This window comes from Pseudomonas sp. B14(2017), assembly GCF_002113255.1.
In the GTDB taxonomy this organism is placed as follows: domain Bacteria; phylum Pseudomonadota; class Gammaproteobacteria; order Pseudomonadales; family Pseudomonadaceae; genus Aquipseudomonas; species Aquipseudomonas putida_Z.
In genome coordinates, this window is record NZ_NEJY01000028.1 from 17,082 (window position 1) to 31,845 (window position 14,764).

A 14,764-nucleotide genomic window follows, 5' to 3' on the forward strand; every position below is an offset into this window, starting at 1 on the left:
ACAGCTGGAAGACAACCTGTTTTGTGTGAGGAGAATGTTTGTGAATGTACTGATCGTCCACGCTCACCCCGAGCCGCAATCGTTCACGGCTGCCCTGCGTGACCAGGCCGTGGAAACCTTCCGCGCCCAGGGCCACCAGGTGCAGGTCAGCGACCTGTACGCCATGGGCTGGAACCCGGTGGCCAGTGCCGATGACTTCAGCCAGCGCGAGAACCCCGAATACCTGGTATATGCCCTGGAGCAGCGCCAGGGGGTGAAGCGTGGTGCCATTGCCGCGGATATCCAGCAGGAGCTGGACAAGCTGCTGTGGGCGGACTTGCTGGTGCTGAACTTCCCGATCTTCTGGTTCTCGGCGCCGGCCATGCTCAAGGGCTGGATCGACCGGGTGCTGGTGTCGGGGGTGTGCTATGGCGGCAAGCGCTTCTACGACCAGGGCGGGTTGGCGGGCAAGAAAGCGCTGGTGACCGTGACCCTGGGCGGGCGCGAGCACATGTTTGGCGACGGGGCGATTCATGGGCCGCTGGAAGACATGCTGCGGCCGATCTTGCGCGGCACGCTGGCCTACGTGGGGTTCGAGGTGCTGCCGCCGTTCGTGGCCTGGCATGTGCCGTACATCAGTGACGAGGCGCGGCAGGCGTTTTTGCAGCAGTACCGGCAGCGCCTGGAGCAGCTCTCGGACGACCAGCCACTGGTTTTCCCGCGCCTTGAGCAGTTTGATGAGGCGCTTTACCCGCTGGCGTGATTGACTGTTCTGGCCCAATCGCCGGCAAGCCAGCTCCCACAGGGAAATCACAGGGCTTCAGGACTGTGGAGGACCTGTGGGAGCTGGCTTGCCGGCGATTGGGCCTGTGGCCTTCATACAAAATTCACCTGCCAAAAAAACGACCACCCACACATTCGGGGTATGTCCCCCTTCGGCAAATCCCTCGATAGTGCCCCCATCGGCTCGATCCCGAGCACTCACACGATGGAGTTGCCATGCGCAAGGTACTGAAGGTGATTGGCGGTCTGCTGCTGGCGTCTGGCGCCAGCCTGGCCCAGGCGGCAGAGGTGGACAGCGGTAACACGTTGCGGTTGTACAACTGGACCGACTACATCGGCGAAACCACCCTGGCCGACTTCGAGAAGGCCACCGGCATCAAGGTCATCTACGACACCTTCGACGGCTACGAAACGGTACAGACCAAACTGCTCACCGGCCGCTCCGGCTACGACCTGGTCATGCTCAACGCTTCCCTGGTACCCCCGCTGATCAGCGCCGGGGTGTTCCAGGCGCTGGACAAGCAGCAACTGCCCAGCTGGCACAACCTCGACCAGCAGGTGGTGAACAACCTGCAAGGCTACGACCCCGGCCTGAAATACTCGGCGCCCTACACCTGGGGCAGCTCGGGGGTAACCTACAACGTCGACAAGATCACCGCGCGCATGCCCGATGCCCCCATCGGCTCGCTGGCCATGCTGTTCGACCCCAGTATCGTCTCGCGCTTCGCCGACTGTGGCGTCACCCTGATGGACGCGCCGACCGAAGTCATCCCGCTGGCCCTGCAGTACCTGGGCAAGGACCCACGCAGCGCATCGCCGGCCGACCTCAAGGCGGCCGAACAACTGCTGCTGGGCATTCGCCCGTACATTCGCAAGTTCGACTCGGTCAACTACCTCACCAGCCTGCCCAACGGCGATGTCTGCCTGGCCCTGACCTGGTCCGGCGACTACGCCACCGCCCAGGCCCGCGCGGTGGAAGCGAAGAAGGACATCAAGCTGTCGTTCTTCATCCCCCAGGAAGGCTCGCTGATCTGGTTCGACAACCTGTACATCCCCAAGGATGCGCCGCACGCGGCCAACGCCCACCGCTTCATCGAGTTCCTGCTGCAGCCGCAGACCATGGCCAAGGTCACCGACTACATCCACTACGCCAACAGCAACGCCGCCGCCACCGCGCTGGTGCGCGACGAGATCCGCCAGGACCCGGCCATCTACCCCGACGCGCAAACCCGCGAGCGCCTGTTCGCGCAGAAAACCCAGAGCCCGAAGGACATGCGCGCCATCACCCGGGTCTGGAGCACGGTCAAGACCGGTTTCTGAACACTGCCCAACGATCACTGCCAAGGAGCTGCCCATGGCCACCCCAAGCAAAGCATTCGCCATTGCCCACGACCCGCTGGTGGAAGCCGACAAGGCCCACTACATGCACGGCTACCACGTGTTCGACGAGCACCGCGAGCAAGGCGCGCTGAACATCGTTGCCGGCGAGGGCGCCTACATCCGCGATACCCACGGCAACCGCTTCCTCGATGCCGTCGGCGGCATGTGGTGCACCAACATTGGCCTGGGACGCGAGGAAATGGCCCTGGCCATCGCCGACCAGGTACGCCAGCTGGCCTATTCCAACCCGTTCTCCGACATGGCCAACGATGTGGCCATCGAGCTGTGCCAGAAGCTTGCGCAGCTGGCGCCGGGTGACCTGAACCATGTGTTCCTCACCACCGGCGGCTCGACCGCGGTCGACACTGCCTACAGGCTGATCCAGTACTACCAGAACTGCCGTGGCAAGCCGCACAAGAAGCACATCATCGCCCGCTACAACGCCTACCACGGCTCCACCACCCTGACCATGTCGATCGGCAACAAGGCCGCTGACCGGGTGCCAGAGTTCGATTATCAGCACGACCTGATCCACCATGTGTCCAACCCCAACCCGTACCGCGCCCCGCACGACATGGACGAGGCCGAGTTCCTCGACTTCCTGGTGGCCGAGTTCGAGGACAAGATCCTCTCGCTGGGGGCCGACAACGTGGCGGCGTTCTTCGCCGAGCCGATCATGGGCTCGGGCGGGGTGATCATTCCGCCCAAGGGCTACTTCCAGCGCATGTGGCAGCTGTGCCAGACCTACGACATCCTGTTCGTCGCCGACGAAGTGGTGACCTCGTTCGGGCGCCTGGGCACCTTCTTCGCCAGCGAGGAACTGTTCGGCGTCACCCCCGACATCATCACTACCGCCAAGGGCCTGACCTCGGCCTACCTGCCGCTGGGGGCGTGCATCTTCTCCGAGCGCATCTGGCAGGTGATCGCCGAGCCGGGCAAGGGCCGCTGCTTCACCCACGGCTTCACCTACAGCGGCCACCCGGTGTGCTGCACCGCGGCGCTGAAGAACATCGAGATCATCGAGCGCGAGCATTTGCTGGCGCACGTCAAGGACGTTGGCGGCTACCTGGAGCAGCGCCTGCAAAGCCTGCGCGAGCTGCCGTTGGTGGGGGATGTGCGCTGCATGAAGCTGATGGCCTGTGTCGAGTTCGTTGCCGACAAGGCCAGCAAGGCGTTGTTCGCCGACGAGGTGAACATCGGCGAACGCATCCACAGCAAGGCCCAGGCCAAAGGGCTGCTGGTGCGGCCGATCATGCACCTGAACGTGATGTCGCCGCCGCTGATCATTACCCATGCGCAAGTGGACGAGATCGTCGAAACCCTGCGCCAGTGCATCATCGAAACCGCGCGCGAACTCACGGCGCTTGGCCTGTACCAGGGCCGATGAACCTGGCGCAAAGGGCTGTGCGCGGGCGTGCCTGGCAGGCTAGACTGCCGGGCATGACCCAGGCCTCTCCCGACACCCCGCTTACCCTTTCACTGGGCGCGCTGCAGCAATGGCATGCGGCGCTGCAGCGCGCACTGGCCCACAGCGAAACGCCCGAGGCGCTGGCGCATGTGGCGGCCGCCATCGGCCAGCTGGTGCAGGTGGAATCGATGATGATCAGCCTCGAGTGCCAGGGGCGGGCACCGCAACTGTTGTACCAGCAAGGCATCCCCGACCTGCACCGCGCCGCCGTGCTGGAGCGCTACTTCACTGCCGGCTACCTGCTCGACCCGTTCTGCCTGGCCGTGCAGAGCGGCCTGGCCGAGGGCTTCTACCACCTGCAGGAAATCGCCCCGGACAACTTCTTCGACAGCGACTACTACAAGGCCTATTACCTGGGTACCGGTTGCAGTGAAGACAGCTACTACATCGTCGACCTCAGCGCTGGCCGCAAGTTGTCGCTGAGCCTGTTCCAGGGCTGCAGCGGCACGCGGCTGAGTACAGGGCAGATCGACCTGCTGCGTGCGCTGGAACCGATGGTACGCGAGCTGCTGGGGCGCTACGCCCGGCACCATCTGGAGCCCGGCCCCGCATCGACGGAGCGTGGCAGCCTGCAGGCGGCGTTCGACAGTTTCGGCTGTCAGGTGCTGACCGACCGTGAGCGGGAGGTGGCGCACATGATCTTGCGTGGGCATTCGGTGAAGTCCACCGCGCTGGAGCTGGGCATCTCGCCGGAAACCGTGCGCATGCACCGCAAGAATCTGTACCTGAAGCTGGAGATCAACTCGCAGTCGGAGTTGTTTGCGCGGTTTATCGACTGGCTGCGCGGCGATCATTTGCCGGCCTGGCAGCAAAGGAGCAACTGCCTTACTCAAATCTGAAAGCTGGCGCGGTCCCTGTGGGAGCGGGTTCACCCGCGAAGCAGGCACCGCGGTGGATGGCACGGGCTTCGCCCGTGTTCGCGGGTGAACCCGCTCCCACACGGATCGCGACAGACTTGGGTTTTCGGGTAAGCCTTGTCACGAAGCAGCCAGGCGGGCTTCGAGTGCGGCAATGTGCGCCTGCAGCCGCTCATGCTCCTGGCGCTCGGCGCTGATGTCTTCGAACACGCTGATCAGGTGCTCCGGCTCGCCGTTGTCGCGGCGTTGCAGCGAGGTGCGGGCGCGTACCCAGATGTACTCGCCGTTCTTGTGGCGTACGCGTTTTTCCACCTCGTAACGCTCGGTTTCGCCAGCCAGCATGCGCTGCAGCAATTGCAGGTTCTGCGCCAGGTCATCGGCGTGGGTGATCTGTTGGAAGGTCATGCCGTACAGTTCCTCGGCACGGTAGCCCAGCAGCTCGCACAGGCTGTTGTTGACCCGTTGCCAGGTGCCGTCGGGGTCGATGTAGGCGAGGGCACCCCAGGCCAGCTCGAAGATCGTGCGGAAGCGTTCCTCGCTCTGGCTCAAGGCCTGCTGGGCCATCTGGCGCTCGGTGTTGTCCATGCTGATGCCGACCATCTTCACCGATCGCCCGGCGCTGTCGCGTACCACCGTGGCGCGGGAGGAGATCCAGCGTACTTCACCGTCGGGGCGGGTGATGCGGAAGTCGCACTCGCAGCCGTTGCCCTTGGCCACTGCCTCGGCATACATCGCCTGCATGTGCTGCACGTCTTCGCCCGGCAGGTGTTTCCAGAAGTCTTCGTTATGGTGCACCGGCCAGCCATATACCTGCTCGACATTGGGCGAGTAGGTGACCTCGTCACTGATCAGGTTCCATTCCCAGGTGACGATGCGTGCGCCTTCCTGGGCCAGTTTCATGCGCGTTTCGCTTTCCATGATCTCGGCAGTCAGGCGCCGGCGCAGGTCGGTCATCGGCAGCTCGACCACCTGTGGTTGCTGGATGTTCTGCAGTGCCTCGTCGCCATAGCGCAGCCAGATCCAGTTGACCTTGAGAAAGTCGGCCAGCTTGCGCAGGTTGTCGTAGTCGATCTCGCCGCCACGGGTCCACTTGTGCACCGCAGTGCGCGAAATGCCCAAGGCCGTGCCCACGGCTTGCAGGGTCAGCTTGTGATGCTCGAGCAGTTCCTTGAGGCGGAAGGCGAAGCTGTTTTCCAACATCGGCAGGGTGTCCTGATCTGGGCCAAGAGCCTGCCAGTATACCCAAGCTGTCAACTTTTGGTTGACGGATCAGTGGTCCTCTCTCTCGACCTTGTGTTGCCTGTACTGGCCTCATCGCCGGCAAGCCGGCTCCCACATCGACCGCATCGCCTTCAAGCCATGTGCAGTACCTGTGGGAGCTGGCTTGCCGGCGATGAGGCCAGTACAGGCAGCATCAGCCGGGCGGTTATTACAAGTCGAGCACCAAGCGGGCAGTACGAGCACGCGAGACGCACAGCATGATGCTCTGCTGGGCAGCCTTTTCTTCGTCGCTCAGGTACTGGTCGTAATGCTCGGCTTCACCCTCGAGGATGGCCGTCTCGCAGGTGCCGCACACGCCTTCGCGGCACAGGCACTCGACCTTGGCGGCTTTGGACTTCTCGATGGCCTGCAGGATGGTCATGCCTTCTTCCACCTGCAGCTCCACACCCGACTGCGCCAGCACCACGGTAAAGGCACTGCCGGTGACCGGAGTGGCGGCAAACTGTTCCCAATGCACGCGGTGCTCGGCAATGCCGGCCTCGGCGGCGCAGGCGATGACCGCGTCGATCAGTGGTTTGGGGCCGCACACGTACAGGTGCGCCTGCTCGTCCAGGCCCGCGCACAGGGCGGCCAGGTCGAGCTTGCGGTCGAGGCTGTCGATGTAGAAACGGGTGTTGGCGGCGTGCGGGCCGTTGGCCAGCTGGTCCTGGAACGCCCCGTGCTCCGGCGCGCGGAAGGCATAGTGCAGTTCGTAGTCGGCACTGGCGCCTTCCAGTTCATGCAGTTGCGCCAGGAACGGGGTAATGCCGATGCCGCCGGCAATCAGCACATGGCGGCCGGCGGTCGGGTCCAGCGCGAACAGGTTGTTGGGCGAGGAAATGGTCAGGCGGGTGCCCACTTCCACCTGCTGGTGCATGAACGCCGAGCCGCCCTTGGACTGCTCCTCCAGGCGCACGCCAATCTGGTAGCTGCGGGTGTCGCGCGGGTCGCTCATCAACGAGTAGGCGTTGCTGAACTGGCTGCCGTCGGTGCCGTGCATCTGCACGATGACGTGGCTGCCACCGGTGAAGGCGGGCATCGCCGCGCCGTCTTCGCGGGCCAGGGTAAAGCGCTTGATCAGCGGCGTGGCTTGTTCCACTGCGGTAACCTGCACGCTGAACATTTCATATGTGTTGGCCATGGTTCACCTCGACTGCCTGGGTGCGCGGCAGGCCCTGCCGCGCACCTTTACGTGCAAAAAACGTGGAGCGGTTGCCATCAATCGTCGAGGTGGGCCACGGCGATCAGGTTGTGGAAGTGGGCAATGCCGTGTTCGCTCATGCCGCTGCGCTCGCGGTCGGCCATGATCCGGCCCTGGCCACGGTAGCCACGGGACTTCAGGCCCTTCTGCACGCTTTCGACCAGGCGCAGGTCTTCCGGGCGGAACACTTCGCGGTACCAGTCGATCAGCTTCTGCTGCTCTTCGCTGATGTCCTTGTTGAGGAAGTAGATGTCGTAGTGCTGCAGGGTGGTTTCGGCATCGACCGGGAACTCGTAGATCACGGTCATGAAGTTGGCTCCTGGCGGCACGTTGAACATGGTGCAAGGCCAGGCCCAGAAACCGGCGAACGATGGGTCTTTCACATTCTCGTCGAACTTGAACGACTGCTCCGAAGGCTTGGCCAGGCCGTATTGCAGGGTCCAGTTGCCGTGCAGGCTGTGGCTGTACTGGCCAACGTCCACCGAGTCGGAGAAGCCCGGGTGGGCAGGGGCGCAGTGGTAGCACTCCAGGTAGTTGTCGACGATCGACTTCCAGTTGGCCGGGGTGTCGCTGACGAAGCGCGCGGCCAGGTGCAGGTCGTCGATCACCGCGCAGGCTTCACGCATGCGTGCCTGCATGCCTGGCAACTGGTCTTCTACCGAGCCTGCGTCCATGTCCATGTTGATGAAGATGAAACCGGCGTATTCCTCTACGCGCAGCTGCACCAGGGTGGAGTTTTCCTTGTCGAAGTTGACCACGTTGTCGCAGTTGCGGGCGTGGGCCAGTTCGCCGTCGAGCTTGAAGGTCCAGGCGTGGTAAGGGCAGGTGATGACGTTCTTGGCCTTGCCGCTGCCGCTGAGCAGCTGGTGGCCGCGGTGCGGGCAGACGTTGTAGAACGCGCGCAGTACGCTGTCACGGCCACGTACGACGATGATGCTTTCGCCAATCACTTCGCGGGTGATGTAGGCGTTGTTCTCTGCCACTTCACTACGGTGGCCCACGCAGATCCAGCTGCGAGCGAAAATCGCTTCCTTCTCGTGCTCGAACACCGCGGCCTGGGTGTAGAAATTGGCGGGGATGGTGAAGGCCTCGTCGGCATTCGCGCAGAAATCGGCGGGCAGGCGTTTGAAGTCGTTCATGACAGGTTTCTCACAAGCTCGGTTTGTATTTATTGGTTAACGCGTATCTGTTGGTTAACAGATCAGGCAAAAAAATTTGCAGCTATCCTGGGGCTGCTTGGCAGCCCCATCGCGAGCAAGCTCGCTTCTACAGCATCGGTCAGTGCACCGCAGCGGCGCTGCGCGGGGCTTGCTCGGTTGGCTCTTCGCCAGCCATGCGGGCCGCTTCTTCGTCGATCAGGTGGGCCGATACCTGGCCGTAGTCGGCGATCATCCACTTGAAGAAGCCGTAGATCTTCACCAGCAGGATCACCATGAACGGGATGGCGGTCAGCACCACGGCGGTCTTCATGGTCGACAGCGAGGCCTTGGCGAACAGCATGGCCAGTGGCACCAGGGTCAGCACCACGCACCAGAACAGGCGGTGGGTCGGTGTCGGGTCGTCGCCTTCACGCAGGTTGCGGGTGCTGGTGGCGGCTACCGCATAGGCTGCGGCATCCATGTGCGAGGCACAGAAGATGGCCATGATGAACAGGTACACACCGAGGAACACCTGGCCCCATGGCAACGCCAGCAGCAGGTGGGTCACGGCCGATTCGCCGCCTTGTTCGGCGAGCATCTTCGGTACATCCACCGCACCGGTGATGAACTGGTGCATGCTGTAGCTTTCCAGCGCGCCGAAGAAGAACCAGCAACCGAAGCTGCCACCCAGCAGCAGGGCCAGCACCACTTCCTTGATCTGCCGGCCGCGCGAAACGCGGGTCACGAACATGGCCACGCCTGGTGCGTACGACACCCACCACAGCCAGTAGAACACCGTCCAGTTGCGGGTGAAGGCACCGTCGCCGGCCGGGTCGGTGAACAGGCTCATGTGCACGTAGTTCTGGATCATCAGGCCAATCGAGTTGGCGGTGTTGTTGATGGTGAACTGGGTCGGGCCGACCAGCAGGATCACCGCGGCGAACACCAGCGCGCCGATGCACACCATCTTGCTCAGGCGCTGCAGGCCGCCATCGATGCCGATGTAGGAACTGAGCGAGAACATCACTGCCACGCCACCGATCACCAGCAGTTGCACGGTGAAGGTGTCCGGGGTGCCGGCCAGGTCGTGCAGGCCGCGGGTGAGGGTGGAGGCGGTGAGGGCCAGCGACACGGTCAGCGCGCCCATCATGGTCAGCAGGAAGATCAGGTCGACGCTACGGCCTACCGGCCCGGTAGCCTTGAAGCCGGTCACCGCTTCGACGATCGAGGCCAGGTTCAGGCCGCTCTTCTTGCGCACATGGAAGTGGTAGGCCATGGCCAGCGAGGCCAGGGCATAGATCGACCAGGCGCTGATGCCCCAGTGGAAGAACGAGTAGCCAACGCTGTACTCGAGCGCCTTGGGGCTGGCCGCGGCGATGTTCAGGCCTGGGGTCTGGTAGTAGTAGGCCCATTCCATCACGCCCCAGTACAGGGTCGACGAGCCCATGCCGGCGCAGATGAACATGAACACCCAGGTGGCGGTGGCGTATTCGGGCTTGCCGCTGCCCAGGCGGATGTTGCCGTACTTGCTGAAGGCCAGGTACAGCACGGCCAGGGTACTGCCGAACACCAGCACCTGCACGCTGGTACCGAAGGTGCGGGTGGACAGTTCGAACAACTGGTTGGCGGCGCTTTCCGCCTGGGCGGGGAAGGCTGCAAGGCCGATCACGGTGAGCAGCACGGCAATCAGGCTCACGGTAATCAGGAACACATCAATCTTTTTATTCTTGTGCGACATCATCGTCTCCTGGGACGTTGGCGTACTTGTTTTACCCGGCAGGCATCCGGGGTGTTGCAGTACCACTCCTTCCTTGGACGTTAACCTTTGGTTTACGAATATCTAATGGTTAACAGATTTTGCATACAATCCACGCCGCTCGCAAGAGCCAAAGGGCCGATTGTCAGACACTTCTGACAATCGGCCCTGGTGGATCAGGCCTCGACCAGCGCGGTGATGGCCTGGCCCACTTGCTGGGTGGACTGCTGCCCGCCCATGTCGCGGGTCACGTCACCGGCGGCGATGACCTGCTCGATGGCCTTGAGGATATCGTCGTGGGCGGCGCGATAGCGCGGGTCGGCGCCGTCGTTGCCGAGGAAGTCGAGCATCAGCGCACCGGACCAGATCATCGCGATCGGGTTGGCAATGTTCTTGCCGTAGATGTCCGGCGCCGAACCGTGCACCGGTTCGAACAGCGACGGGAACTTGCGCTCGGGGTTGAGGTTGGCCGACGGCGCGATGCCGATGGTGCCGGCGCAGGCCGGGCCGAGGTCGGAGAGGATGTCGCCGAACAGGTTCGAGGCCACCACCACGTCGAAGCGGTCCGGTTGCAGCACGAAGCGCGCGCAGAGGATATCGATGTGCTGCTTGTCCCAGCTGATTTCCGGATAATTGGCAGCCATCGCCGCCGTGCGCTCGTCCCAGTACGGCATGCTCACGGCCATGCCGTTGGACTTGGTGGCCGAGGTGACATGCTTGCGCTGGCGGGTCTGGGCCACATCGAAGGCGTACTTGAGGATGCGGTCGACGCCGCGGCGGGTGAACACCGACTCCTGCAGCACGAACTCGTTCTCGGTGCCTTCGAACATGCGCCCGCCCAGCGACGAGTACTCGCCCTCGGTGTTCTCGCGAATGACCACGAAGTCGATGTCACCTGGCTCACGGCCAGCCAGTGGGCAAGGTACGCCGGGGAAGAGGCGCACCGGGCGGATGTTCACGTACTGGTCGAAGTCGCGGCGGAACTTGAGCAGTGAACCCCACAGGGAGATGTGGTCCGGTACCTTGTCAGGCCAGCCCACTGCGCCGAAGTACAGGGCGTCGAAACCCTTGAGCTGTTCGAACCAGTCGTCCGGCATCATCTTGCCGTGGGCCAGGTAGTAATCGCAGCTGGCCCACTCGAAGAACTCGAAGCTGATGTCCAGGCCGTGCTTGCGCGCAGCGGCCTCGACCACGCGAATGCCTTCAGGCAGTACTTCGTTGCCGATGCCATCGCCGGGGATTGCCGCGATTCTGAAAGTCTTGCTCATGGGGTGCACTCGTTGTCTAGGGAACAGGTGCTGGCCATGCTATAAGGGCTTGATCCGGAGATAATCTAGCCATTCATGGATTCTTGGAACACGCTACGTGAATAATCTACCCAACCTCGACGACCTCAACATCTTCCTGCAAGTGGCCAAGCGCGCCAGCTTCGCGGCCGTGGCCGATGAGCTGGGCATGTCGGCGGCCTACATCAGCAAGCGCATTCGCATGCTCGAGCAAACCCTGGAAGTGCGCCTGTTGCACCGCACCACCCGGCGGGTGACGGTGAGCGAGGAGGGCGAGCGGGTGTACCAGTGGGCGCTGCAGATTTTCGATGCGGTGCAGCGCATGGGTGATGACATCAGCGCCCAGCACCGCGAGCCGGCCGGGCAACTGCGCATCGCAAGCAGCCTGGGCCTGGGCCGGCGCTTCGTGGCGCCGGCCTTGTCGGAGCTGGCCGAGCGCTACCCGCGGCTGGACATTCGCCTGGACGTGCATGACCGCCTGGTGGACCTGATCGCCGAAGGCGTCGACCTGGATATTCGCGTGGGCAACGCCATCGCTCCCAACCTGATTGCCAAGCCGCTGGCGCGCAACCGCCGGGTGTTGTGCGCCGCGCCGGCGTACCTGGCCCGGCGCGGCACGCCCAAGGTGCTGGGCGACCTGGCCAGTCATGACTGCCTGGTGATCAAGGAGCGCGACCACCCGTTTGGCGTGTGGCAGCTGATGGGCCCGGAGGGTGAGGAGGGGGTGCGGGTAACCGGCGGTTTGTCGAGCAACCATGGCGAAGTGGCGCACCAGTGGTGCCTGGACGGGCGCGGGATATTGCTGCGTTCCTGGTGGGATGTGCACGACAGCCTGCAGGACGGGCGCCTGGTGCAGGTGCTGGAGGACTATCACCAGCCGGCGGATATCTGGGCGGTGTACACCACGCCGCTGGCCAGTTCGGCCAAGGTGCGAGTGGCAGTGGACTTTTTCCGGCAGTACTTTGCCGAGCGTTATAGCCTGCCGGGTTAGGTCGAACTCGAATCCTGCCCGGTATGCTTCTGCTTTTTTGTGGGAGCGGCCTTGCGTCGCGAAAGGGCTGCAAAGCAGCCCCAGGATGTCAGCGGTGTCGCATGGATTGCCGGGGCCGCTGTGCGGCCCTTTCGCGACGCAAGGCCGCTCCCACAAGCATCAAAGCAGAGACGATTCCTCAGCCCCTTCCTTTGGCCAGATAGGCCGCAAACTCTGCCTCCGGCACCATGCTGCCACCGGTCCCCCACACCAGGTGCGTGGCCCGGTCCATGCGCCCAGCCGACAGACCCATGCGCGCCAGGTACTCAGGCGATTCAAGCACCCTGACCATGCCCGGCATCCCCGCCAGCGCCGAAGGCTCCAGCCGCGCGTTCTCCTGGTCATGGGCCAGCACCAACAGCCGGTACAGCGCCTCGTCGCTGACCGTGTAATAGCCATCGAGCAAACGCTGCATCGCCTTGCCGACAAAGCCGGAAGGGCGGCCCACCGCCAGGCCGTCGGCGGCGGTCAGGTTGTCGATGCCGAAATCCTGCACGCTGGTGGCGTCATGCAAACCGCTATACACCCCCAGGAACATGCAGGGCGAGTGGGTGGGCTCGGCGAAGATGCAGTGCACATGGTCGCCCCAGATCAGCTTCAGGCCGAACGCCACGCCACCCGGGCCGCCGCCGACCCCGCAGGGCAGGTAGACGAACAGCGGGTGCTCGGCATCCACCTTGATACCCGCGGCCTCGAACTGGACGGCCAGCCGCTCGGCCGCCACTGCATAGCCGAGGAACAGGTGTGGCGAGTTCTCGTCGTCGACGAAGTAGCAGCTCGGGTCCGCCGCCGCCTGCTGGCGCCCTTGCTCCACTGCCACGCTGTAGTCGCTTTCGTACTCGACCACCTTCACGCCATGGGCGCGCAGCTTGTCCTTCTTCCACTGGCGGGCATCGGCCGACATGTGCACGGTTGCCTGAAAGCCCAGCCTGGCGCTCATGATGCCGATCGACAGGCCGAGGTTGCCGGTCGAGCCGACCGCAACCTTGTACTGGCTGAAGAATTGCCGGGCCTGGTCGCTGGCCAGTTCCCGGTAATCGCTGTCGAGGCTGATCAGGCCGGCCTCCAGAGCGAGGTCTTCGGCATGCTTGAGCACTTCATGAATACCGCCGCGGGCCTTGATCGAACCCGAGATCGGCAGCTCGCTGTCGGCCTTGAGCCAGAGTGAACCGCTGGCTGGCAGGCCCGCTGCCTGCAGCAAGGTGGCGTGCAGGGTGGGCAGCGGGCGCAGTGGCGACTCGATGATGCCGCCGGTGGCGGCGGTATCCGGGAACACGCTGGCCAGGTAGGAAGCAAAGCGTGCCAGCCGGGCACTGGCGGCACTGACATCGGCTGCGCTCAGGCCGACATCGGCCAGGGCCCGGGCGGCAGGAGCGATGTGCGGGTTGAACCAACGGGTTTCGCGCAGGGCCACCAGGTCTTCGATCAGGGGGTGGGAGCTGCACCATGCTTGCAGTGTCTTGCCGTGAATCATGCTGGTTTTTCCTGTTGGTTGATGATGACCAGGGGCGATATCAGGCCGTTCCTGCGGATTGGCGGGGACCCTGTGGGAGCGGGCGTGCCCGCGAAACAGGCGATACGGTGGCTGGCACGGGCTTCGCCCGTGTTCGCGGGCACGCCCGCTCCCACAGGGTCCGCGCAAGCTTCAGGTATCTAGACAGACTGTCGATCCTGCAGGAGCGCGCCCTCATTCGGCCTGTTGTGCAATCAATGCCAGGCAGCGCTGTACGATCGGGCTCACATCGCCCTTGCGCCGGCTGAGGATGATCGGGCTGACGGCGCCGCTGTCGAGCAGGCTGACATATTCGATATCGGTGCGGTGCTGCTGCTGCACCGACGCCGGCACCAGGGTCACGCCTACGCCGACGGCCACCAGGCCGATGGCGGTCTGCAGTTCGTTGGCCCATTGGCTGACGCGGATGCTCATGCCGTGGTGGGCGAACAGCGCCAGCACATGGTCGGCATAGCTGGGCCGCGGGTTGGCCGGGTAGAGGATGAACGCCTCGCCAGCCAGCTGGGCAAGGGTAAGCGGACTGCTCGCCAGCGGGTGGCCCTTGGGCAATACAGCCACCAGCGGGTCCTCGCACAGCACTTGCTGGTGAATGGCCGGGTCATCGATGCGAATGCGCCCGAAGGCGATGTCGATGCGTCCGCTTTTCAGCGCCTCCACCTGCTGCAGCGTGGTCATCTCGTTCAGGCCCAGTTCCAGCTCGCTGTCCTGGCGCAGCTCGCGGATCAGCTCCGGCAGCACCTTGTACAGGGTCGAGGGGGCAAAGCCGATCCCCAGCCACTGGCGCTGGCCCTGGCCGATGCGGCGGGTATTGTCGCTGATGTTCTCCAGCTGCTGCAGCACGGTGCAGCTCTGCTCGTAGAAGAAGCGGCCCGCCTCGGTCAGCCGCAGCGGGCGCTCGCGCACCACCAGCAAGGTACCGAGCTGGTCCTCGAGTTGGCTGATCTGCCGGCTCAGCGGTGGCTGGGCAATGTGCAGCAGCTCGGCGGCGCGAGTGAAGTTCAGGGTTTCGGCCAGGACCTTGAAGTAACGCAGGTGGCGCAGCTCCATCAGACCTCCAGGGTATGGTGGGAGATTCATTCGATATTGGACGGCTATCAGGGTCTCGCGCAATC

Annotated in this window: 12 protein-coding genes; 5 read left to right on the plus strand and 7 right to left on the minus strand. The window is 63.8% G+C overall.

Annotation, left to right across the window (positions count from 1 at the left end):
* The first annotated feature begins 40 nt into the window (after window positions 1–40).
* The 4 genes from CAG34_RS25205 to CAG34_RS25220 all read left to right on the plus strand — a co-directional run bounded on the left by CAG34_RS25205 (window position 41) and on the right by CAG34_RS25220 (window position 4,449).
* Window positions 41–742 (plus strand): NAD(P)H-dependent oxidoreductase, encoded by a 702-nt coding sequence (locus CAG34_RS25205; protein ID WP_025338748.1) that lies wholly within the window; start codon window positions 41–43, stop codon window positions 740–742.
* 236 nt (window positions 743–978) lie between these two features.
* Complete coding sequence (locus CAG34_RS25210; RefSeq protein ID WP_025338749.1) at window positions 979–2,082, plus strand: polyamine ABC transporter substrate-binding protein; 1,104 nt, start codon at window positions 979–981, stop codon at window positions 2,080–2,082.
* Between the two features lie 34 nt (window positions 2,083–2,116).
* A complete protein-coding gene (locus CAG34_RS25215) occupies window positions 2,117–3,529 on the plus strand; it encodes an aminotransferase (RefSeq protein WP_085593080.1) in 1,413 nt (470 codons plus the stop codon).
* Window positions 3,530–3,582: 53 nt separating this feature from the next.
* Window positions 3,583–4,449 (plus strand): helix-turn-helix transcriptional regulator, encoded by an 867-nt coding sequence (locus CAG34_RS25220; protein ID WP_256573578.1) that lies wholly within the window; start codon window positions 3,583–3,585, stop codon window positions 4,447–4,449.
* Window positions 4,450–4,587: 138 nt separating this feature from the next.
* Here the strand turns inward: CAG34_RS25220 and CAG34_RS25230 are convergent, their stop codons facing one another.
* The 5 genes from CAG34_RS25230 to CAG34_RS25250 all read right to left on the minus strand — a co-directional run bounded on the left by CAG34_RS25230 (window position 4,588) and on the right by CAG34_RS25250 (window position 11,091).
* Entirely contained in the window at window positions 4,588–5,667 is a 1,080-nt protein-coding gene (locus CAG34_RS25230; protein ID WP_085593084.1) for a helix-turn-helix transcriptional regulator, read from the minus strand.
* Between the two features lie 229 nt (window positions 5,668–5,896).
* Complete coding sequence (locus CAG34_RS25235) at window positions 5,897–6,868, minus strand: PDR/VanB family oxidoreductase (protein WP_085593086.1); 972 nt, start codon at window positions 6,866–6,868, stop codon at window positions 5,897–5,899.
* A gap of 77 nt (window positions 6,869–6,945) precedes the next feature.
* Complete coding sequence (locus CAG34_RS25240; RefSeq protein WP_085593088.1) at window positions 6,946–8,067, minus strand: aromatic ring-hydroxylating dioxygenase subunit alpha; 1,122 nt, start codon at window positions 8,065–8,067, stop codon at window positions 6,946–6,948.
* Between the two features lie 139 nt (window positions 8,068–8,206).
* Entirely contained in the window at window positions 8,207–9,805 is a 1,599-nt protein-coding gene (locus tag CAG34_RS25245) for a BCCT family transporter (protein WP_025338755.1), read from the minus strand.
* 194 nt (window positions 9,806–9,999) lie between these two features.
* Window positions 10,000–11,091 carry a tartrate dehydrogenase gene (locus CAG34_RS25250; RefSeq protein ID WP_025338756.1) on the minus strand — a complete coding sequence of 364 codons (1,092 nt, stop codon included), beginning with the start codon at window positions 11,089–11,091 and terminating at the stop codon, window positions 10,000–10,002.
* Between the two features lie 97 nt (window positions 11,092–11,188).
* Here CAG34_RS25250 and CAG34_RS25255 point away from each other — a divergent pair, with 97 nt between their 5' ends.
* Window positions 11,189–12,100, plus strand: a complete 912-nt coding sequence (locus CAG34_RS25255) for a LysR substrate-binding domain-containing protein (protein WP_085593090.1) — start codon at window positions 11,189–11,191, stop codon at window positions 12,098–12,100.
* Window positions 12,101–12,278: 178 nt separating this feature from the next.
* On the opposite strand, the gene CAG34_RS25260 is transcribed toward CAG34_RS25255, so the two are convergent.
* Together CAG34_RS25260 and catR are read right to left on the minus strand one after the other, a co-directional pair.
* Window positions 12,279–13,613, minus strand: coding sequence for a D-serine ammonia-lyase (locus CAG34_RS25260; RefSeq protein WP_085593092.1), 1,335 nt, complete (start codon window positions 13,611–13,613; stop codon window positions 12,279–12,281).
* A 213-nt stretch (window positions 13,614–13,826) separates the two neighbouring features.
* Window positions 13,827–14,699, minus strand: a complete 873-nt coding sequence (catR, locus tag CAG34_RS25265; RefSeq protein WP_085593094.1) for an HTH-type transcriptional regulator CatR — start codon at window positions 14,697–14,699, stop codon at window positions 13,827–13,829.
* Window positions 14,700–14,764: the final 65 nt, after the last annotated feature.

Coding starts and splice junctions, on each gene's coding strand:
- CAG34_RS25210 (WP_025338749.1), top strand. CDS start 979: ATGCGCAAGGTACTGAAGGTGATTGGCGGTCTGCTGCTGGCGTCTGGC.
- CAG34_RS25215 (WP_085593080.1), top strand. CDS start 2,117: ATGGCCACCCCAAGCAAAGCATTCGCCATTGCCCACGACCCGCTGGTG.
- CAG34_RS25220 (WP_256573578.1), top strand. CDS start 3,583: ATGACCCAGGCCTCTCCCGACACCCCGCTTACCCTTTCACTGGGCGCG.
- CAG34_RS25230 (WP_085593084.1), bottom strand. CDS start 5,667: ATGTTGGAAAACAGCTTCGCCTTCCGCCTCAAGGAACTGCTCGAGCAT.
- CAG34_RS25235 (WP_085593086.1), bottom strand. CDS start 6,868: ATGGCCAACACATATGAAATGTTCAGCGTGCAGGTTACCGCAGTGGAA.
- CAG34_RS25240 (WP_085593088.1), bottom strand. CDS start 8,067: ATGAACGACTTCAAACGCCTGCCCGCCGATTTCTGCGCGAATGCCGAC.
- CAG34_RS25245 (WP_025338755.1), bottom strand. CDS start 9,805: ATGTCGCACAAGAATAAAAAGATTGATGTGTTCCTGATTACCGTGAGC.
- CAG34_RS25250 (WP_025338756.1), bottom strand. CDS start 11,091: ATGAGCAAGACTTTCAGAATCGCGGCAATCCCCGGCGATGGCATCGGC.
- CAG34_RS25260 (WP_085593092.1), bottom strand. CDS start 13,613: ATGATTCACGGCAAGACACTGCAAGCATGGTGCAGCTCCCACCCCCTG.
- catR (WP_085593094.1), bottom strand. CDS start 14,699: ATGGAGCTGCGCCACCTGCGTTACTTCAAGGTCCTGGCCGAAACCCTG.